This is a genomic window from Bacillus sp. CH30_1T (assembly GCF_008364765.1).
Lineage (GTDB): Bacteria > Bacillota > Bacilli > Bacillales > Bacillaceae_B > Rossellomorea.
The window spans coordinates 62,935-82,260 of sequence record NZ_VTUY01000013.1; the positions used below are offsets into that span (position 1 = coordinate 62,935).

Sequence of the window (19,326 nt, forward strand, 5' to 3'; positions counted from 1 at the left end):
AAACATAAGTTTTCAAAGGTTCACTCCCTAAATTTCACAGCATATACCAAATCCATTACTAGATACCAACTGATATATAGGCCTTCCCCGCCTTCTTAAACCTATAATAGAATGTTTCACAATAGAAGGAGCAAAAAAGGCATTCGTTTTCCTGCTCCTTCCAAAGGTGCACGCTTGACAAGCGTTTCCTATAAGACTGAGATTTGCTATTATTTTTTTTATCTACACTCTGTTAATTTCTGTCTTTTTTCATCTTTCGAAATGTTCCATAGAATAATTAAACAAACAGACAAAAGATATGTAAAAACATCATGATTCTTTGTATAAATCGTTTGTTTATCTGAGATATACGTATCACCTATAATATAGTCTCTTTCATTGATTCTGCTATCTCTTCTGTCCTTTTACTCACACCTTAATCATTTTTGTTCCTATTCTTAATGTAAGTAGCCAATGTGATGTAATTATCTATAATGAAAAAAATACTATATTAAAAGAGGACCATCCATTTTTCAATATTGAAACTGTAGTTGCTATTGGAGAAGTAAAGTCAACTCTTAATACTAATGAATTAAAAACCCTTTTACTTTGTATAGCGTTTGGAAATTTGTTTATATAATAAATTTTTAGTTGTTTCAATTCTACTATGTCGTAAGCGATTCTTTATCAAGTCGAGGGATGCCCCCGCATTAACTAATAAGATAGCATGCATTCTTCTTAAATCATGAAATGTTATTTTCCTAACATTTGCTTTTTCGATTAAACGATAAAACTCTATTCTAACGGTAGAAGGTTTTCGGACTCCTCCAGTTTTATCGGGGAATACCAGATTTAATTTATGCTGATTTCGCTTACCTATTTCCCTCCGCTGTTTTTCTTTGTACTTCTTTAGGGTAATCACCAGGTTAGAAGGCAAAGCTGTGGTATGGGATCCACTTCTTAATGGTTCAATTTGTTCTTCTCCACTTCTTGTTGAGATAGCATTCTTATTAACAGTTAAAGTTTCCTTATCAAAGTCGACATTATCCCATGTTAGGGCCAAAAGTTCTCCTAGCCTCACCCCTGTAGAGAGTACAAATTTATACATTTCCCCGCTACCTTCTAGTTCTGCTACTTTGAGAAACTCGATTACCTCTTTATTACTCCACGGTACAAACTTTCGTACTGGCTTTTTATTCATTTTCATCATACCTTTCATTAGTTTTTCATTTATAATTCCCATTTCAACAAGAGCTTAGAACTGGTGGAACGAACAGAAAACACATTGTACTTCCTAATATCTCTTCTGTCCTTTTTACTCACAAAAAATCATTTTTGTTCCTACTCTTAGAAAAAAGGTCATTTTTAGTTCTCATGATTCAGAGATTGAGGACCTAAGAAGTTAATGACCGTATCACTACTTCTATAACCTAACTGATGCTGTACTCTTAAAATTTGTTTTCTTAAGTCTCCCTTTCAAATCTATTCCAAGATTAAATCGGCAAATAAAAAAGGGCAGACGGATAGTGAGATCACTAATCCATCGCCCTGGTCCTTCCAGCCACAATGCATTTAACTTAAGGCTACTATATTGAATTACCTACATTATATTGGTGGTATTGCTACGTTTCAAGTAGAAGCGATAATTTTTTATTTAATCAAGAATTTTCATTCTAATGCCTTCCTTGAAGAAGAGCATTTAAAGTAATGTTCATTTTGCTCATGACCTTCTCAACGGCGGCTGTTATAAATATTGATCTGAATTTGCTTCCAAGTAATTTCGATAATTCATATTATAGTTCAGATAATGCATAGTTGTTTCGATCCTCTCATGACGTAGCTGCTCCTGAATGGAAAATTCATTGGCTCCATTTAATAATAACAGCTGTGCCATCGTATGCCGTAAATCGTGAACACGTACCTTCCTATCGATTCCAGCTTCATCATAAATCCGTTGTAACATCGAAACTAATCTGCTTCTATTCAATGGCTTACCCTTATAGAAGAATACTTCTTTATCTTGTCCGTTAGACCACTTCAGCCACTCGGGGTGTTTAAAGTATTGTTCAAAAGCTTCCTTCAATTTGTCTACTACAGAAACAACCCCTGCGGATGTTTTCTGTCCCCGAATGATTTCTATTGTTTGAAACTCTAGATTTATTTGGGACTTTTTCATCAAACAAACCTCTTGCGAACGTAATCCGCATGTTAAAAACAAAGACATTAGTACATAGGATTGTCTAAAAAACGGATCCACTTTTTTTGAGGCTGATAGTAACTTATCCGCATCTTCTTTACTGAAAGCACGATCTACCTTTTTAAGCTTATAATACGGATTCGGGTAATACGCTGTTGGGTTTGACTTTATCAAGCCTACCATTTTCAAGAACTTAAAAAAGCATTTTAGAGCTTCAATACTATTATAAAGAGTTTTATGACTGGCTCCATCCTCTATGAGGAATTCCACGTAATCATCAATAAACTCTTCATTTATTGGATCATATCTCGAGTCTAATTTTCCAAACTTAAACTTATCGAAATTTAACTCCCTTACTGGCCCCAAGGACATCATATATCTTCCAAACCTTTTAAGAAGATACTTATAGCTGTCCTTTGTTGACTGAGCTATATGAGTATGTTTATACCATTCCTTATAATAATGTGAATCCAAAATAATATTGCTTTCCATCTTTTTCACCTCCTCTTACAAAAGCTTTGCAATTGGATTCTTCTCCATGTCTTCTTTTATCTGTTCTCTACTTTGTTTTGCATATGGTTTCAAAGAAGTAACAGTGGAATGACCCATCAGGTCCATCATTGCATATAAATTGATTCCTGACCGAATACCGTAAACAGCATAGCTATGTCTAAAATTATGCACGCTTAGTTTCTCTATTTCATCGTCTCCAATCGATTTTGCTTTCTTTGCTAAACTTTTAACCATCCCTCTAACTGCTCGGTCCGTTATCGCAGTTTCTCCTCCCGTTGATGAAAATACATACAAATCTCCATAATTAGCTTTAAGTGCTTTCCAATCTTCAGCGAGATGCCCATATATAAAATCAATATACTTCATTAAGACATGTAAAGCGTCACGTTGAATATACGCAGGAAGAAGCTTCTTTTTTTTACGTTTTCTCCTCACCATAATCATTTCTTCTTCCAAATCAATGTCCGATAAAGTGATACCAACAAGCTCACTTACTCTTAATGCTGATCCAAGGAATACACTAATAATCGTATAATTTCGGAATCCAAAAGCTGTCTCTTTACTTAAAAGGAGTAATTCCTTTAATTGTTCAATATTATAAAATCTTGGTAATCCATCTTTGTTCCAGTCCACCCTTAAAGTCCCGTCGAAATCATCTTTGTTCAATAAATAAAATTCTTGAACTACTGTTTTTATGAATGTTCTAAAAAATGCTGCTTTTTTAGCGCTGGTATTGCTCGAAAAATCACTTTGACCAAAATAATCAAGCAAAGTAGTTGTTGGATATATAACTTCCGTTAACTGTACATCTAAGGTTCCATATTTTTTGATGATAAAATCACCAAATAACTTTCCTTCAGATTGGTAGGTAACCTTAGATGTATCCGCTAAACCTTTAAATTTTGAGCTTGCATAAAAAAAGAGCAAGCTTTCTTCGACAGTTAATTGTTGAAAGGAATCTCCTTGGTCTGCTGCCTCTCTATCTCCACTTAGATCTAGAACATTAAATGCAGCCATTTGGAGGTCTTCCATGTTATGGAACTCTAATAGTTGCTGGATAGCAACTTGAGCAGAACCTTGTTTAGAAACTTCTTGGTTAAAAGTCATCTATTCGTCCTCCTGTGTAACTTAATTTAGTCAGCTCATTTTTAACGAATTTCCTTTCCAAATGAACATATTTAGCAACAGTGTCATCAGATATATGCCTTGTTAAGCTTTTAATAATTTGAGGTGGACAATGCATAATTAATCTTGTCACAAATATGTGTCTGAACAGGTGTAGACCGCCTCCATAATCCCAGCCCGCTATTAATTGGTATGTGTTAAATAATAGCCTTAAATCTTCAAGGAATATCCTCGGGTCATCGCAAAAAATGTGTTTTTTATCACTAGACCTCTTATACTCAATCAACAAGGCATACACTTTTGATGGTATCGGCAAAATAGCATCCATTCCTTTAGTATCCCTAATAGAGATTGATTTTGTACTGAAGTTTATATCCTTCCAACTAAGGCTGGCGACCTCACACCCTCGAAATCCCATTAGTATCATTAAAGAGAGAGCTAGTTTATCCCCTACAGGGTCAGAAGAATAACGCCCAATAATATTTATAAGCTCTTGTATCTCTTTATCTGATGGTAGTCGCCTGTAGAAGTATTCATCAGCTTCAATATTTGTTAGCCTTGTCGTAACCTCCTTAACTATTTTCTTTTTTCGAAATAATAACTGAAAAAAACCACGTACATACTGTAAATTTCTTTTAGCCGTAATTTCCGCTAATACCTCTTCTTTAACTTGTTGAATGAGGTAAGATCTATAATCATCAAGGTCTTCACTGGTTACCATATTGAAAATAAAAGTGTTAACGGATTGACCTTGAAACTTAACCAGTGAATTTATTGCCCAGTTAACAAAGAGTTGTACTGGACTGTAATAATTATTATTAAAACTCTCCTGTTTAATGTTTCTTTCTTTCTTCAAGACACGTTCAACAACTCGAACTAGAGGATGATTAAACTTGATCTTCTCTATTTTTTCCACATAATCATTAAGACGTATCTTCGTGAATGGCTTTAAGCTATTAAGAAAGCTTTGATAATATATTAATTCTGTGGCACTTAAAACCTTAACGACTTTAGTTAGGTATTCAGTATTTAAAAAATCACTTCGCTCAAATTCATCTGATTTCTTCTTAGTTAATTCCTCCATTTTAGTTAACACCTTTTCAAACATAGCCATGTTGCGGTTATACACTCTAGTTGAAGAACCAAATTTAGTCCTCATAAACTTCTTTACAAATCGTGAATCTAAACGGTCCTTAGCTATATTTGCATAAAGCCACTCGTTTACATTTCCCGACTCTAAAGAACTTTGTTTTACGTTTAAATTCAGGTCATACATTTTTTCAATCATGTCATCCATCCAACTTTCAATGAGATGTGAGTTTTTCCTATTCACATCTTTTCCAAATGGTGACATTTTTATTCTTTTTTCGGAAAACCCTTTCCGAGAAATATCATTCTCAAACCAACCTTTCCTACACTTTCCAAAACGGCTCATGTCTTTTTCAGTAAACAAATTCTCTATACCTCCTGACTCGTCAGCTTCATCAAAGTTAAAATCAAATAAAGACAGCTGTACTGTATCTTGGTTTTGCATATCTTGTTTCTCCTCTCTTTTCGACTTCTTAAATTAATGAATAATCTTCTTCACCACTTTATATTGAGCAACAAAAAAGCACCGTCCTATATCTGTGAGAAAACACACGTATTGCGTGTTTCTACAGATATAGAGACGGTGCTTCCGCTCTAGATCTATTTAAAAAGAAAAAAGATTATTCTATTTTCACTCCAACAATAAACTGAAGTGCTTATGACTAAACTTTATAATAATTTCTCTTGGGTAGCAACTATAAGTAACATTTTTGTGTAAAAGAATTTTAGTTTCGCGTTAGAGCTCTATACATTTAGTTTTAATCCATTTTGGAATAAGTTCAGCGAGTATAAATCCTCTCCAGAGCCAATTAGTGTTCAAAAAAATTTTCGCAATTTTATTCTTGACAATTCAATATATCTCACTTTAAGATGTTTAACATAATCAAATATCATAAATCATTTGGGTATACCCCACAGATTGGATCAGGAAGGACCTGCCAATCCAAGTATAAGATTATATGTTTTCAACTTATGATCTTACTACCTTGGGTGCAGTCTATCTTTCTTTCCGTTTCTGTGGGGTTTTTCTGTTTGATTTTACAGGAGGCAATATTAATGGAAAAAAATTCACAGCACAAAACTTGGGATTCATTACCCGATATTCTGACAGCAAAACAAATTTCTGAATTTCTAGGAATCTCTAGAAGAAGGATTTATGAGCTATTTCAAGTGCATGTTGATCATGGGGGAATCCCCAACTATGAAATTGGTGCTTCAAAAAGAGTGGAAAAAGATGATTTAATACAGTGGATTAAACGACTGAAGGATAAGAAACAAGCATAGCCACTGATGGAAACAAGTATATAGGGAAAGGCTCTCTTAATAATTTAAGCCATTTAAGCCTTCTCCTCCTTTCTACATTATATTAATTATATTTGGAAGTGAGGTAACAAAGGAGTATGAAAGGTCATTATAAAAGAAGAAATTGCAAGTGCGACCCTAAAAAGAAATGCTCTTGCGGTGGTAAAACCTGGACTTTTTGGGTAGACATCGGACCAGATCCCAAAACTGGGGAAAGAAGACAGGAAAGTAGAGGTGGATTTATAACAAAAAAAGATGCAGAAGATGCTGTAAGAGCGATAATCACTGATGTGAAACAAGGTACTTTTATTAAGGAATCTGATATTTTGTATAAGGATTTTGCTGAACAATGGTTGCCTATGTACATTGAACGAACATGTCCTAAACCTGGAACAATTCGCCTTCGAAAATATGGCATAAATAAATTACTCCCCTACCTTGCTCACGTAAAGCTTAAAAACGTTTCAGAGGAAATGTTCCAAGATGCTTTAGATGATTTAAAAGCTAATAATTTGTCTAAAAGCACACTAGATGGCATCTTAGCCACAGGTAAAATGCTATTTGATATGGCCGTCCATAAGAGACTGATAAGAGAAGATCCGGCAAAAAAGGCTTATATCAAAAAGGACCCTAAAGTAATTAAAGAAACAGATGAGGATGATCAGAAGAATTCAGATGAGGAACTTCCAAATTACTTTGAAAAAGAAGAACTCAAAATCTTTTTAGATGCAACAAAGAAAAATGGGCTGTTTATGGATGAACTCATTTTCACTCTGTTAGCCTACACTGGTATACGGGTAGGTGAATTAGTAGTACTTAAGTGGAAAGATATTGATTTCAATAAGCGAACGGTCCGTATTAACAAAACGTACTATAATGAATATAACAATATTACTAAGTACGAATTGGTACAACCTAAGACAGAGAAATCTAAACGTAAAATTATGGTATCAAGCCTTGTGATTGAAATGCTAAAAAAGCATAAAGAAGAACAAGAAAGAACCATTGTTAGATTAGGAGATTTATACAATAATAAAGGATTTATTTTTACAAATGTTAATAACCATCATGGCCTTCCTATCTTAACCAAGTTAGTGGAAAATAGGATGAAAAGATTACTTAAATTAGCTAATTTAAATACGAAGCTATCTCCTCACAGCTTACGACATACACACACTTCACTACTTGCGGCAGCTGGAGTAAAACTCGAAGACATTAAAGATCGCTTAGGTCATTTTGATGATGAAATAACCAGGAAGATATATCTTCATATTACAGACCCTGTGAAGAGAGAAGCATCTGATAAATTTGATAACTTCATGGAAAGCTAAAAGATATTCATACCCCTCATATGACAAATTAACTTTAACCTAATCGATCACATACTATTGAGGCAAAAAAGCATTGGTAAATTAAACATACCAATGCCTTTTTATAATACTTTGACTAGAGATAATAACTACTTATATTTCACCAACTCAGTCTGCCGGTACTCCAAAGTTTACAACAATGTTAGAGCCTCTTTGTTACGAATTATCCCCAAGCGGAGGAGAGTTTGTAGAGTATTAGCATGAAGATATTGATTAAATCTGGGTTAGTTATTAGTTGAATCTACCTGCTAGAAATCCACGACTATTCGCTGCTATTTTTCTACATTTATTTAGACGATTTCTATATTTACCACTGGGGATTATTCTATGGTGTTGTAGAAATAAAATAACCAAATGACTATAACTTGTCATTTGGTATAAAAAAGACGTTAATTATTAAAGTTATTTTTTCATAAATTCAACACTTCACTACCTGACAACCTGCTCGCACTGTTTTTTCACATTAGGAAGTAAAACTTAAAACACACTAAAAGTTAGTAACCAGTATCCTTATTGTCATTAGAAATGATTTTTAAATCATCTGACTCAATTATTTCCAGTGGTGGGATATTATCTTCCATAAAATCACCTCCTTTTCAACGTAAGTTTGTACAAGGGCATATGATCCCTCTTTTTTATTAATACAAGCAGCATAGAAACAACCATTGGAATTAATACAAGAATGTTATAAAAAAGGTGCAACTCTATTCTTGGGATGAACAATTGTATGATACTAACTGGAACTATGCTTCCAAATAGGTTGATTCCAGAAATATCTTGGAACACCAAGAGTGTATGTTCGAACAAGTGCCATATTTGCAAATAAATTGATAACTTCCACCAAATTTCAGCTTTACCTATAAAACTCCGTTTGAAAATTTGTAAGCCTATAAGCATTTCAAAAGCATACGAGAAATGAAACCACTCAGCATCAACTAGTTGAGGATATGCTAAACCCAAAAGCCCCTTCGCCTCATCTCTATCCCAACCACAAATATAAACTTGGCTAGTTTGAGTGAAATGCTCAGACAAGTGCAGAATAATGGTTATGATAAAAATCCCCATTGCCGGTATGAAGTATTTAGTATTTAATCTTTCTAAAAGATTTTCCATATCACATATATCACCTCTCGTAAATATTCACTAAAATACAATCCTCTAAATTTCATTAACAAACTAAAGACTATAGATTAATTGTTTATACTTACTTTTAATTTATTCACTAAGAGTGAAGGGGATCCAAAGCACCCATTTATTAATGAAGAATTGTCATAGCAAAAATCATCACTTATATCCTCTACACCATTCAGAAGTTCCAAGAAATTCCCAGAAACCAATACTCCATCTAATCTCAATTTTTCCCCATTGCTTCTCTTGAAGTATCCATCTGCTAATACACTAAAGTCCCCAGTTATTAAATCAATTCCTGAATTGGTAGCATAAATAGTATCTAAAACTATACCTGTGTGAAGATTTTTCATCATTTTTTTGATAGAAGTTTTCCCTTTTTTTATATACATATTGGTTGAAGATACTCTTATGTTGCTCTCTAAATTCTCACGATAGCCATGACCGTTTGAATATGTTTCAAATAATTTGGCAGTTTCATTGTTATGCAAAAGGTTATTCAAGAAACCATTCTTTACTAGTACCACTTGTTGCGAATAGTTCCCTTCAAAGTCAAATATTGAATTTACTAAGCCTTCATTACATGTTGGATCGTCATATATGTTGATTAAATCACTCGCCACTTTCTCTCCAAGACTTTTAGTTAAGTACTTACCCTCAACAGTATCTGCAAAGAATACGGAACTAAAACTACTCAAAATTTTAGCAGCAGCAGTATTCAATAAGATTGTATTGTATACGCCATTTATTTCATTCTTAGCTATTAATCCAGCTCTTTTCTTTAATCGATTAAAATTAATGATTAAGCTATCTAGTAAAATACCAAAAGGATTTTCTTTGGAATAACTAATAAAACTTTTTTCTATTGTGTGGTATTTTACATGAATTAAGAAACCGTAAATAGATTGCTGTTGTACCTTACAACCTTCATGAAGATTTGAAGAGTAATGTTCCGATAATAGATGATAATATTTTGCATTTAAAATTGTAATCTGTGGGTATAGTGCATTTAACTTTTCTTTGACTTCTAAAAATCGTCTCAATAGTTGTTGTTTATTTAAGTCTTCTAACTTTTCTCTTTTCTTCAAAGAGACATAATCATCATAAGAAAAATCATTTGTACAATGGCTATCATATTGCCTACTTAATCTGACAGAATCTATTAAGAAAGTTTGAATAATATCGAATTCTTTTGAAGATGTATAAAAGGTTCTTACTTCTTCAGAAGTATTTAAAACTTTTATCAAAAATTCATTTTCATCTGATTCTGTATAAGATAGTTCATTTTGATTTATTAAATCAACTTCATATTCTTTTTCCAATGAATGTTTTGCAAAGATCTTTACATCTTTAAGTTTTAATTCCAAGGATTTTAAATTCACTTTGTGTAGAAAATCTAATATCTCGGTATTCAAGATACCCCCCCTAAGAGAGAAATTAACCAACAATTAAGCTAGAAACTCTAATGGTGGGCTGGCCAATTGTTACCGGTATAATCCCGCTTATTGAATTACATAAGCCAGCTTCAATCTTCAAATCATTGCCTACCATATCAATATCTTTTAGAACAGTCTTACTGTTACCAATTATTTTTGTATCTTTTATGGGGTATTTTATAATTCCGTTTTCTATAAAATAGCCTTCTACAATTGAAAAATTAAAATTGCCTGTTTTCGGATTTACAGAACCCCCACCAATAGTCTTGACATATATTCCTCGTGCTGTACTATTCAATATAGCTTCAGGAGTATGTTCTCCTGCCTTCAAATATGTATTTGACATCCTAGCTGTAGGTTGGTATCTAAAGGATTGTCTCCTAGAGGAACCATTATTTTTTATTCCTAACTCTAACGAGGATTTATAATCTACCAAGTAATTTTGTAATACTCCATCTTCAATTAAGATATTATTTCTTGTAACATAACCTTCATCATCAATACGAGTTGTTCCCCAACTATTGCTGAGAGCTCCATTATCTACATATGTAATATGTTCTGAAGCTATTTTTTCACCTATAGCTTCTTGAAAAATCGAATTTTTTTTTGAGATTGTACCTGCCTCTAATGCATGACCACAAGCCTCATGGAATAATACTCCTCCGCTTCCATTCCCAATAATTACTGGCATTTTTCCACTAGGAGGTTTTTTACTACTTAACTTATTAACAGCCATTAATGCAGACTTCTTGGCTGATTGAATAATGAACTTGTTAGAAAAATGATTCAGGTCATTTGAAAAGCCGGGTGAATACACTCCTGTTTCTATTCTATTCCCCTGAGTAGCTACAGTTTCAATTCCAAATCTTGTACGTACCCTTACCTCAGAGACGTTAATTCCATTCGTATTGGCTATACCTACTTTTTGTATTGAATCCTTATAGTAAACTTCAACATGATCGATTTCCTTATGAGCAAAAAGGGCTTCCTCGTATGCCAAACGTGCTTTTATATGTTTTTCTGTCTCTTTAATCTCCTTATTATCAATAAAATTAAATGCTGTAACACCTTGTTTAGATTCATCATAATTAACAGGATATAAAGAGTTGGCATCCTTGCAGAAACTATTTAGAGAACTAATTAATTTATCTCTAATAAGATTTGTTGAAAAAAAATAAGAAGCCTTTTCATTATTAATAATTCGCACCCCCACACCTATATCTCTTCCAGCAATGGGGTGTACGACTTTATTATTCCGAACAGTAAAGGCGTTTTTTGTTGTGTCCTCAAAAAAAACTTCTACAAATTGGTTTCCGTTAGATAAACCAATATTAAAAATATCTTCTATTGTGTTTTTTGAAATCATAAGTCTGACTCCTGCAGGGAGTTAACTTGGGATATTTCTTCACATTCAGCTATAAAGCTATTAATTTTTTCTAAATACTTAGCTTGATTTTCTAAAGAAACGATACTATGTCCCTCATTTTCAAAGAAAAAGTAATCGAACTGCTTATTGTACTTTCTTAGTTTATTCACTAGTATTTCTGATTGATTTATTTTAACTCTTGGGTCATTTTTTCCATGGAAAATCAAAACAGGTTTTTTAATTTTATTAATATGATAGATTGGTGAATTCATTTTTAATTTTCCAATCTCCTTAATAGGGTCACCAATAAAATCAATTAACATTTCTCTCCAATGTTTAGGTGCATCTAAAATATACCTTTCTAAATCTGTTGGTCCACAAACACTAATACAGCCTATCCCGATTTCTTGATATTTAATAATTAACATCTGGGCTAAGTACCCACCAAAACTCCGTCCCATAATAATTGGTTTATCAAAAGAATAAAAATCTTGTAGATATTTAAAACCCATCACTATATCTGCTAGAGCTCCTTCTATCCAGTTCTTTTTACCAAGTTCAAGGAACTCTTTTCCATACCCTGATGATCCTCGATAATTAGGACAAAAGATGCTATAGCCCTCTTTAAGAAACAATTTAAAATGAGGTTCTTTGGTGAATTCTTTTTCAGAATGATTAGGCCCCCCATGAATCCAAATCAAAAGCTTTCCACTTTTATCTTTCGGTTGATGCAATAACCCTTCAATTTCTAGTCCGTCAAATGAGGTATATTTGAGTCTTTCAATAGATGCCTCTACATATGTTTCATTTAAATAGTTAGTAAGATTTAAGTACTTATTATCACTTAATAAAAATAAATTTGTTGTGTGGTTTGCGGAACTTCCTATCACAATTAAGGTCCCATGATTCATAGAAAAACCTTCAACTATAGAAATATCTTCAGCCATTTTTCTATACTTTTTTGTTATGATATTATACCGGTAGATATAATCTCGAGTGCCGGTAGTTGTGGAGAAAATAAGCTCATTTGTTACCTTATCTATATCCAACATTCTTATATTCTCATTTTGAAGCTTAAATAAAGTCTTAAGCGACTGTTCTTTCATATTATAAATTGCTAAATAGGCATACTCTTCTCTATAGTTAGTTACCAATAAAAGCTCATTATTAGATATGAAAGCTGTATCAAACACTGTAAACGAACCTTCTTCTTTGCAACTGAATATATCTTTCCACTCGTCATCAACTTTTAAATAGGGTAAACATTGAGAGTTGTTAATATGCTTAAAATACAAAAGCTTTTTCTCATCTGGACTTATATCATAAATATGTGTTGGATACCCATTTCCCTCATGTAGGAGTTGTAAGGCTTCACTTTTAAAGTGATATTGATAAGTATTAAAGTACTGTTGATTAACTACATTTGAACTAAAAATCAAGGTGCTGCCATCCTTACTTACTTGAGGAAAATATATGTTAGACATCTCTCTACCTTTGAATTGTTTTAGCTCTTTATTTGTTATATTAAAATGGTACAAAAGATTATTTTCCTTTCCCTTTTCATCCATTACCAAAAGTAATTCTTCTGTGGATAAAGGCAGAATGGATAAACATTTATTCTCAAGGGAAAGAAGGAATTCACCATCACTAAAACTTCCATTAATTTGTTTCTGACTATATAAATGATAGATGCCGTTCTTATTTGTTAAGTAAAACAACACTTTATCTTGGTTTTCATAAGTAAAGTATTCTATTTTTTCTTCTGTTATTAAGTTAATCAATTTTTCCTGCTGTAGAGTCATATGACTATAAACTCCTTGTCCTTTAAATCAATTTCATAACTACCATTTAAATCATTCAATAATAATATTTGATCGAGCTTTTCCTGCAATCTACCTTCATAGGTTTTAATATCAATTTGGGTTAAGTCTTCTTCAGATAATGATTTTATGTTTTTACGTATTTTTACATTTAAATTTTCCGCGTTAATTACATAATTGATTTGCTCAATAAAAGAATTCCACCTTTTTTGTATATATATATTGGAGTACCTTAAATAAATCTTAGAACCTATTAGTTCAGATAATCTATTGTTATCATCAATGGCCGGGTTATTATAATTTTCATTATTAACAAAACCAATTGCTTTTGTGCCATGTTGGCTTTCACAATCAGTAGCAAAAACGAATAAACAATTACTTAAAGTGAAATAGTTATCATTTGCATCCTTTACTTTACCTTCTTTAATTAAGGTGACTATGTAATCTAAAAACTGATTACTAGCAAACCCAATATTTCGAATGACAATCACTCGATAAGGTGATTGTTTAATTCTTTCAGCTAAGGAACTCTTGTTAATCGAATAATTCTGATTAAATATATTATAAGCAGTTGCTTCTTCTAGCTTACTCGCGGCATTAATAATAATTGGGTCTTTTCCATGTAATTTTTCAGATATAATAGTTGAGAAATCTTCTATGGTCTCTGAATTACCACTTAGATATAAAGTAGTTGGTTCAACTCTTTTTCCAAAAGGACTATTATACTTTTTTAGAATGTTAATTATTTGATTTAATGCCACTTGATCAAATACTTCTATTAATTCATGTTTTATATTCTGTATTAATCTATATGTCTTTTTATTATATAAATCTGAAGTAACTCCAAATATTTTCTCAAATGTATAAAAAATATGTTTCTCCAATAACACCTTGTCACCTTCTAAAGAGGCTACAGCAGCAGCTTCATCTAATATGTCGAAAGCTTTGTCTGGAAACTGCCTATTTTTAATAAATTCATTACTAATATTTATTATTTCTCTTATTTCTCTTTCACTAATTTTAATTCTATGATGATTTTCATAATTCTTTTTTGCTTTTATAAGAATTTGGGTTGTACTTTCTAATGATGGTTCCTCTACTTTAATTGGATGAAATCTTCGCTCTAATGCTAAATCCTTTTCTATATAAGTCTTATATTCTTTCGTAGTTGTAGCACCAATTAATTGAAAGTCCCCTCTTGCAAGAGCGGGCTTAAGTATGTTTGCAGCATCTACTGTACCCTCAACTCCACCAGCTCCAACAATCATGTGAATCTCATCAATAAATAATACTACGTTTTTTAAACTACTAGCTTCTTGTATAATCTGAGTAAGCCTTTCTTCAAATTCTCCTCTATATTTAGTTCCAGCAATAAGACTGCCTATATCCAGAGAAATAATATTCAGATCCTTAAATTTGCTATTTTTGCTTTTCAAAATCTCTAAAGCAATCCCTTCAACAATCGCAGTCTTACCTACTCCTGGTTCTCCGACTAAGACGGGATTATTTTTAGATTTACGAGATAAAACTTGCAGCACTCTTTGTATTTCACTATCTCTTTCATAAGCCGGTGTATATTTGCCTAGCTGAGCATTCAAGGTAATATCCTTACCATACTTATTAAGTGTTTTAAGGTTTTTAATATTGTTTGAAAGTGTTTTTTTCTCCTTATAACCTTTAGGGAATTGTACTTTTCCACCAACAATTCTTTGGCCATTATAGTAGTCTTTTAATAAGAGAAAATTTAAACGATCAGAATTTGTTTTATGTTTCGAGAGGACCCTAAATACTTCATTATTCTTGTGTTTCATAATTGCTACTATTATGAGTTCTGTGGTTATTTTCTCCAAACCAATACACTTTGTTTCTTTTTCTGCAGTTTCAATTATCTGTTCAAAAGTAAATGAGAATTGATCATTTCCAGTTTCTTCTTTAATTATTGACTCTTGTTCAATATCTGAAATTATTTTAGAAACATTTCCAGAACATTGTTGTATATATTCTATTATCTTGTGATTATTATTTAGAATGGCTCTAAATAAGTGTTTTGTTTCGATATAATTAGCTTTAGTATCGTTTTGACTATATTCACTTGCTATTTCAAGTAAGCTTTCGAATGATGAATCAAAAATTTTCTCTCCCATTTGATCACCTACATTATAAATTTCTAGTTAACATTGAAATTACTAGCAATGGTACTTCCTGATTTCTAATCTTTAATTTACTGGCTGCTTTATAAACCTTATCCATATTCTTTCTAATAGTTAACCTGCTATCCCCCATTGAAAATTCCATTTCAACTTCTTTTCTAAATTGCTTCATTACACTCTTCCCTATTTCAATTAAATCCTCAGAAAAAGTAATATTTTCTTTTTCTCGATGACTCAATGTTTCTGATAGTAACATTAATTGATTTAATGTTTCACAACTATAAGCCATCCCAAGCGCTTGATAAAGTAGCCGACTTTCAAAGATCAGTAAAGTAAATGCCTTTTCTTCAATTTCACTTTTTTCCAGTATCAATTTGATTCACTCTCCTATTGTTTTAATTTGTTACTGGGTTAATGCGACTCCAATTGGTTAACTTCTTTAACTTTTTATTTTTTTTATTTATTATCCCTTCACGCATAGCTATCTCACTAAATATTCTTTCAGCAGAAATTCTTGCACCGTCAATATTTTTTGCAGCAGGGCCTAAGCTTAATGCACTTTGTGAACTAGCAACAAATATGTTTTTATTATGTTTAAGCTCTAGTGTTTCATCTGAAAGAACTGGAAAGTCATTGAAGAGATCATATTCACTATTTGTAAACTCTGGAAAACTTGAAATAGCTAATCCTATCGCACTAATAACAAGATCACTACTTAACTCTATGTCGTTTGATAGTTTTATTGTTTTATGTTTTTTATTGTCTTCGGAAATATCTATAATACCTTCCCCTTCAATAATGTTTAATTGCTTCGTTTCTTTATACTCTTGAAAGATTTCATAATGTTCTAGCATCGCACTTCCCTTATAGATTTCTTTAATTTTATTTATTCTTTCAGATAATGATAATTTCATATATGGTAGAAAGCCTTCATCTCTCCAATATTTGTGTGGAATATCTGTACAAGCATACCTTTCTTCATCTCGTATAATCCAATTAACCCTTTTACCGTTCTTCAGACATTCAAGAATAATATGCGCGGCTGTATTTCCACCACCAATAACACTCACAGTATTACTTTCATTGTTTAAGTAGCTGCTTATATCAGCTTCATATGCATTGATAACTAAGTTACTGTATTGAACTTCTTTAGATTTTTGACCTAAAGCTAATATTACATATTTTGTTTTTATTGAACTTCCGCTTTTACTAATCAACGTCCAAGTCCCATCGGTATTTTGTTCTACTTTCGCTAAATCGAATTTAAAGCCTCTATTATGTAGATTATGAGCTTTAACCACATGGTTAACATGAGATAAAAACAAATCTAATGGCGGTAATGACCTTTCACTCATTCTAGCCAAATGAAGCTGTTTTTTTTCGATTTCACTTAATTCATCAATAGCAAGCCTTCCGAAATCTGCCAAGGATAAATCTTCAGATGGAGCCAAATGATGAATATATGAACTTCTCATTACTTTTTGTTTAACATTCTTAGTTCGTTTATAGAAATTTTCTGCAAACATTTCATTAGTATCCAGTATTGCTATTTTTTCCTCAGAAAATCCGAGATGCCATGCACGAGCTGCTAGGGTAATTCCAGCTAATCCAGCTCCAACAATAACTAACTCTGTAGTTTCAGGTACCTCGTCTATCGATCTTAAATATGGTAAATGTTTTATTGTGAAGGACCTATCTTTTGTTTTTTCTTCCATTAAACTGATGTCAATACTTGGCCCTAAGACAGAATCACAATCATTTATATACTTCATATAATACCTCCTCCTTTTTCTTTTCTAGCTCTATTGGTTCCACTTTTGAGATTGGTTTATCTAATGACCGGTTGAAAATATAAAATAATCCTGTTGTAAAAATTAGTGCAGAGGTGATACCTAAAGGAATTCTACTTCCTATAAACTCTGCCAAGGTACTTGAAAAACTTGTTGCGAAGAGAATAGTTCCACTACTAACAATGACCCCTGCACTTCCAACTCTCGCTAAAAGTCTATCAGGTGTTATTGACTGCCTGGCTGTTCCATATAAAACAAATGCCATTGAGAGCGCTCCATCAAAAAAGAACATACCTATACAAAAAATGCCGAAGCTGGATGAGATAGTGATTAGAAATACTCCCAAGGATGAAACCATAAAAATCGAACCTAGTAATTTCCCCCAACCTATCTGCTTTACCTTAGCCATAACTACTACCCCTAGAAGGTTTCCTAATCCTGCACTTGAAAAGACAATTCCGACTAGAGTAGCATTTAACTCTAATTCTTGCTTAGTCAATACTAAAACAAGTAAGCCAACAGAGATTGTTGAAAAATATAGTGTGAACTGAGTAAGTGTTAACAATCTTTGAATTTTATTACCCAATAAGTATTTAATCCCATCAAATGCTTCCAAAAAAGAACCCTTTAGCTTTTTAGTTCCTTCAATGGATTCTTGAGATTTTTTTTCCTTTTCAATAGGATCAAAACTGTAAGTTATAAATAAAATAGTTAAAAAAGATAAAAGAAATGAAAGCGCGTCAATTGAGAGAGTCCAGGCCGCTCCAATAAAGCTAATACTCAACCCTGCTAAAATTGGCCCAATTAAAGTACTAACCGCATCTGCCCCTTCAAATGAATTATGTACATCTACAAGTCGCTCTCGACCAAATACTGCTGGAAGCATTGAATTAAAAGCTACCCTGAAAAATAAGCTTGCCATCCCTAGTAAAAACAACAGCCCTCCTATTATAGGTAAGGTCAAATTATCAAAAAATGCAGCCACTACCAAGATAGCAACTGCAAGGAATTGGGTGAAATCCGCAAAAAGTGATACTATTTTTTTATTTTTATTCTCAACCCAATTCCCTACAGGTACTGCAAGAATCATAGGTCCAATATGTTGGCAAATAATAACTAATCCTACTTTTAAAGGAGAACCTGTTGCGTTCAGCACGATCCAAGGCAGAGCCAGTTCAGAAAACCTAGTACCAAATATGGTTAAAAACTGACCAAGCCACAATAGTCTGAAATTCTTGTCCTTAAAGATATTAAGCATTTTTTCACTTCCTGTTTTTATTAACTAAGATACAGATAAGTAGTGATGGATATTTATTTAAAACAAGATAAGTATTAAGGTTACTTAACTAACTGTTCTTTAACAAATACTTCTGGCAAAGAAAGTTCTGTTACTGGAGTAATAACCTCCATTTTAGGATAAGAATCCTTGAAGTTACCGTTTTGAATCATGTTATCAAACTCCGGTAAATCCTCAGGAACCATTCTTGAGTGGGCTGCAATGATCTCTGGCATTTCAGTTTCAATCTTTGCAAACTTAAGAATAGGCTCACCAGGTCTAACTTCACCATTGTTTTCATGACCTCCACCATGGAAAATCACGCTATTTGATTCTTGAATGTAACGAGTGTAACCATAGTTTCTAGAAGTTAGTAGTTCAGGTTTTCCATCCTTCATTGGAATAGAGATACCTTCACCTAATTTCATTTGCCACGCTAACCATGGATTATCAGTTAAATTCGTTTCAGCTTTGATTAGTGTCCATTCACCAGCGCTTGGCAATGGCACACGCATAATAATTTGATACTCATCTGTATCAATACTCCCAGTAACAAGTACTATTCTTCTTTCTTCATCAATTGCTGCAGACATATGAACATCAGTAGCTCTCATAAGTATTCCCTCCAAAAATGTTATGTTTTTCCACCACTACTTACCTTATATTCAATCTAACACAGGCTAATAAACCTTTGTATTGATAAATAATTCGAATTTTTGATTAATTAACAATAGAATTTCTCTGAACTTTATCAACCCACCACCCCTTCCATTTGTACTAATTTT

At 32.6% G+C, this 19,326-nt stretch carries 16 protein-coding genes; 3 read left to right on the forward strand and 13 right to left on the reverse strand.

The features are described 5' to 3' along the window. Window positions 1-433 precede the first annotated feature (433 nt). A complete protein-coding gene (locus tag F0342_RS25760; RefSeq protein ID WP_395940713.1) occupies window positions 434-619 on the forward strand; it encodes a DUF6602 domain-containing protein in 186 nt (61 codons plus the stop codon). Here F0342_RS25760 and F0342_RS21145 read toward each other — a convergent pair. The 4 genes from F0342_RS21145 to F0342_RS21160 form a co-directional block, all read right to left on the reverse strand. Next, window positions 584-1,198 (reverse strand): site-specific integrase, encoded by a 615-nt coding sequence (locus F0342_RS21145; RefSeq protein WP_188048646.1) that lies wholly within the window; start codon window positions 1,196-1,198, stop codon window positions 584-586. The genes F0342_RS25760 and F0342_RS21145 overlap by 36 nt on opposite strands. Before the next feature lie 525 nt (window positions 1,199-1,723). Beyond that, a complete protein-coding gene (locus F0342_RS21150; protein WP_149157814.1) occupies window positions 1,724-2,668 on the reverse strand; it encodes a tyrosine-type recombinase/integrase in 945 nt (314 codons plus the stop codon). 15 nt (window positions 2,669-2,683) lie between these two features. Further along, complete coding sequence (locus tag F0342_RS21155; RefSeq protein ID WP_149157815.1) at window positions 2,684-3,796, reverse strand: tyrosine-type recombinase/integrase; 1,113 nt, start codon at window positions 3,794-3,796, stop codon at window positions 2,684-2,686. Continuing rightward, window positions 3,786-5,348 (reverse strand): tyrosine-type recombinase/integrase, encoded by a 1,563-nt coding sequence (locus F0342_RS21160; protein WP_149157816.1) that lies wholly within the window; start codon window positions 5,346-5,348, stop codon window positions 3,786-3,788. Before F0342_RS21160 ends, F0342_RS21155 begins: the two co-directional genes overlap by 11 nt. Window positions 5,349-5,959: 611 nt before the next feature. Between F0342_RS21160 and F0342_RS21165 the strand changes: the two genes are divergently transcribed. Together F0342_RS21165 and F0342_RS21170 are read left to right on the forward strand one after the other, a co-directional pair. After that, window positions 5,960-6,187 (forward strand): helix-turn-helix domain-containing protein, encoded by a 228-nt coding sequence (locus tag F0342_RS21165; RefSeq protein WP_149157817.1) that lies wholly within the window; start codon window positions 5,960-5,962, stop codon window positions 6,185-6,187. 116 nt (window positions 6,188-6,303) lie between these two features. Then, complete coding sequence (locus F0342_RS21170) at window positions 6,304-7,536, forward strand: site-specific integrase (RefSeq protein WP_149157818.1); 1,233 nt, start codon at window positions 6,304-6,306, stop codon at window positions 7,534-7,536. A gap of 624 nt (window positions 7,537-8,160) precedes the next feature. Here the strand turns inward: F0342_RS21170 and F0342_RS21175 are convergent. The 9 genes from F0342_RS21175 to F0342_RS21215 form a co-directional block, all read right to left on the reverse strand. Next, window positions 8,161-8,688, reverse strand: a complete 528-nt coding sequence (locus tag F0342_RS21175) for a hypothetical protein (protein WP_149157819.1) — start codon at window positions 8,686-8,688, stop codon at window positions 8,161-8,163. A 77-nt stretch (window positions 8,689-8,765) separates the two neighbouring features. Then, complete coding sequence (locus F0342_RS21180) at window positions 8,766-10,118, reverse strand: metallopeptidase TldD-related protein (RefSeq protein ID WP_188048647.1); 1,353 nt, start codon at window positions 10,116-10,118, stop codon at window positions 8,766-8,768. Window positions 10,119-10,140: 22 nt separating this feature from the next. Next, on the reverse strand, window positions 10,141-11,505 hold the full coding sequence (locus tag F0342_RS21185; protein ID WP_149157821.1) for a TldD/PmbA family protein: 1,365 nt from the start codon (window positions 11,503-11,505) through the stop codon (window positions 10,141-10,143). After that, the gene (locus tag F0342_RS21190) at window positions 11,502-13,307 is read right to left on the reverse strand and encodes an alpha/beta hydrolase family protein (protein ID WP_149157822.1); all 1,806 of its coding nucleotides are present in this window, start codon (window positions 13,305-13,307) and stop codon (window positions 11,502-11,504) included. Before F0342_RS21190 ends, F0342_RS21185 begins: the two co-directional genes overlap by 4 nt. After that, entirely contained in the window at window positions 13,304-15,469 is a 2,166-nt protein-coding gene (locus tag F0342_RS21195; protein ID WP_149157823.1) for an AAA family ATPase, read from the reverse strand. Before F0342_RS21195 ends, F0342_RS21190 begins: the two co-directional genes overlap by 4 nt. A gap of 13 nt (window positions 15,470-15,482) precedes the next feature. Continuing rightward, the gene (locus F0342_RS21200; RefSeq protein WP_149157824.1) at window positions 15,483-15,848 is read right to left on the reverse strand and encodes a hypothetical protein; all 366 of its coding nucleotides are present in this window, start codon (window positions 15,846-15,848) and stop codon (window positions 15,483-15,485) included. Between the two features lie 22 nt (window positions 15,849-15,870). Continuing rightward, the gene (locus F0342_RS21205) at window positions 15,871-17,247 is read right to left on the reverse strand and encodes an NAD(P)-binding domain-containing protein (protein WP_149157825.1); all 1,377 of its coding nucleotides are present in this window, start codon (window positions 17,245-17,247) and stop codon (window positions 15,871-15,873) included. Then, on the reverse strand, window positions 17,231-18,523 hold the full coding sequence (locus tag F0342_RS21210; protein ID WP_149157826.1) for an MFS transporter: 1,293 nt from the start codon (window positions 18,521-18,523) through the stop codon (window positions 17,231-17,233). Before F0342_RS21210 ends, F0342_RS21205 begins: the two co-directional genes overlap by 17 nt. A gap of 80 nt (window positions 18,524-18,603) precedes the next feature. Continuing rightward, window positions 18,604-19,155, reverse strand: coding sequence for a DUF6423 family protein (locus F0342_RS21215; RefSeq protein ID WP_149157827.1), 552 nt, complete (start codon window positions 19,153-19,155; stop codon window positions 18,604-18,606). Window positions 19,156-19,326 lie beyond the last annotated feature (171 nt).

Bases quoted from the DNA above. Each gene is read 5' to 3' on its own strand.
- F0342_RS21145 (WP_188048646.1), bottom strand. From the start codon at position 1,198: ATGAAAGGTATGATGAAAATGAATAAAAAGCCAGTACGAAAGTTTGTA.
- F0342_RS21195 (WP_149157823.1), bottom strand. From the start codon at position 15,469: ATGGGAGAGAAAATTTTTGATTCATCATTCGAAAGCTTACTTGAAATA.
- F0342_RS21150 (WP_149157814.1), bottom strand. From the start codon at position 2,668: ATGGAAAGCAATATTATTTTGGATTCACATTATTATAAGGAATGGTAT.
- F0342_RS21160 (WP_149157816.1), bottom strand. From the start codon at position 5,348: ATGCAAAACCAAGATACAGTACAGCTGTCTTTATTTGATTTTAACTTT.
- F0342_RS21190 (WP_149157822.1), bottom strand. From the start codon at position 13,307: ATGACTCTACAGCAGGAAAAATTGATTAACTTAATAACAGAAGAAAAA.
- F0342_RS21170 (WP_149157818.1), top strand. From the start codon at position 6,304: ATGAAAGGTCATTATAAAAGAAGAAATTGCAAGTGCGACCCTAAAAAG.
- F0342_RS21185 (WP_149157821.1), bottom strand. From the start codon at position 11,505: ATGATTTCAAAAAACACAATAGAAGATATTTTTAATATTGGTTTATCT.
- F0342_RS21165 (WP_149157817.1), top strand. From the start codon at position 5,960: ATGGAAAAAAATTCACAGCACAAAACTTGGGATTCATTACCCGATATT.
- F0342_RS21210 (WP_149157826.1), bottom strand. From the start codon at position 18,523: ATGCTTAATATCTTTAAGGACAAGAATTTCAGACTATTGTGGCTTGGT.
- F0342_RS21155 (WP_149157815.1), bottom strand. From the start codon at position 3,796: ATGACTTTTAACCAAGAAGTTTCTAAACAAGGTTCTGCTCAAGTTGCT.
- F0342_RS21175 (WP_149157819.1), bottom strand. From the start codon at position 8,688: ATGGAAAATCTTTTAGAAAGATTAAATACTAAATACTTCATACCGGCA.
- F0342_RS21205 (WP_149157825.1), bottom strand. From the start codon at position 17,247: ATGAAGTATATAAATGATTGTGATTCTGTCTTAGGGCCAAGTATTGAC.
- F0342_RS21215 (WP_149157827.1), bottom strand. From the start codon at position 19,155: ATGAGAGCTACTGATGTTCATATGTCTGCAGCAATTGATGAAGAAAGA.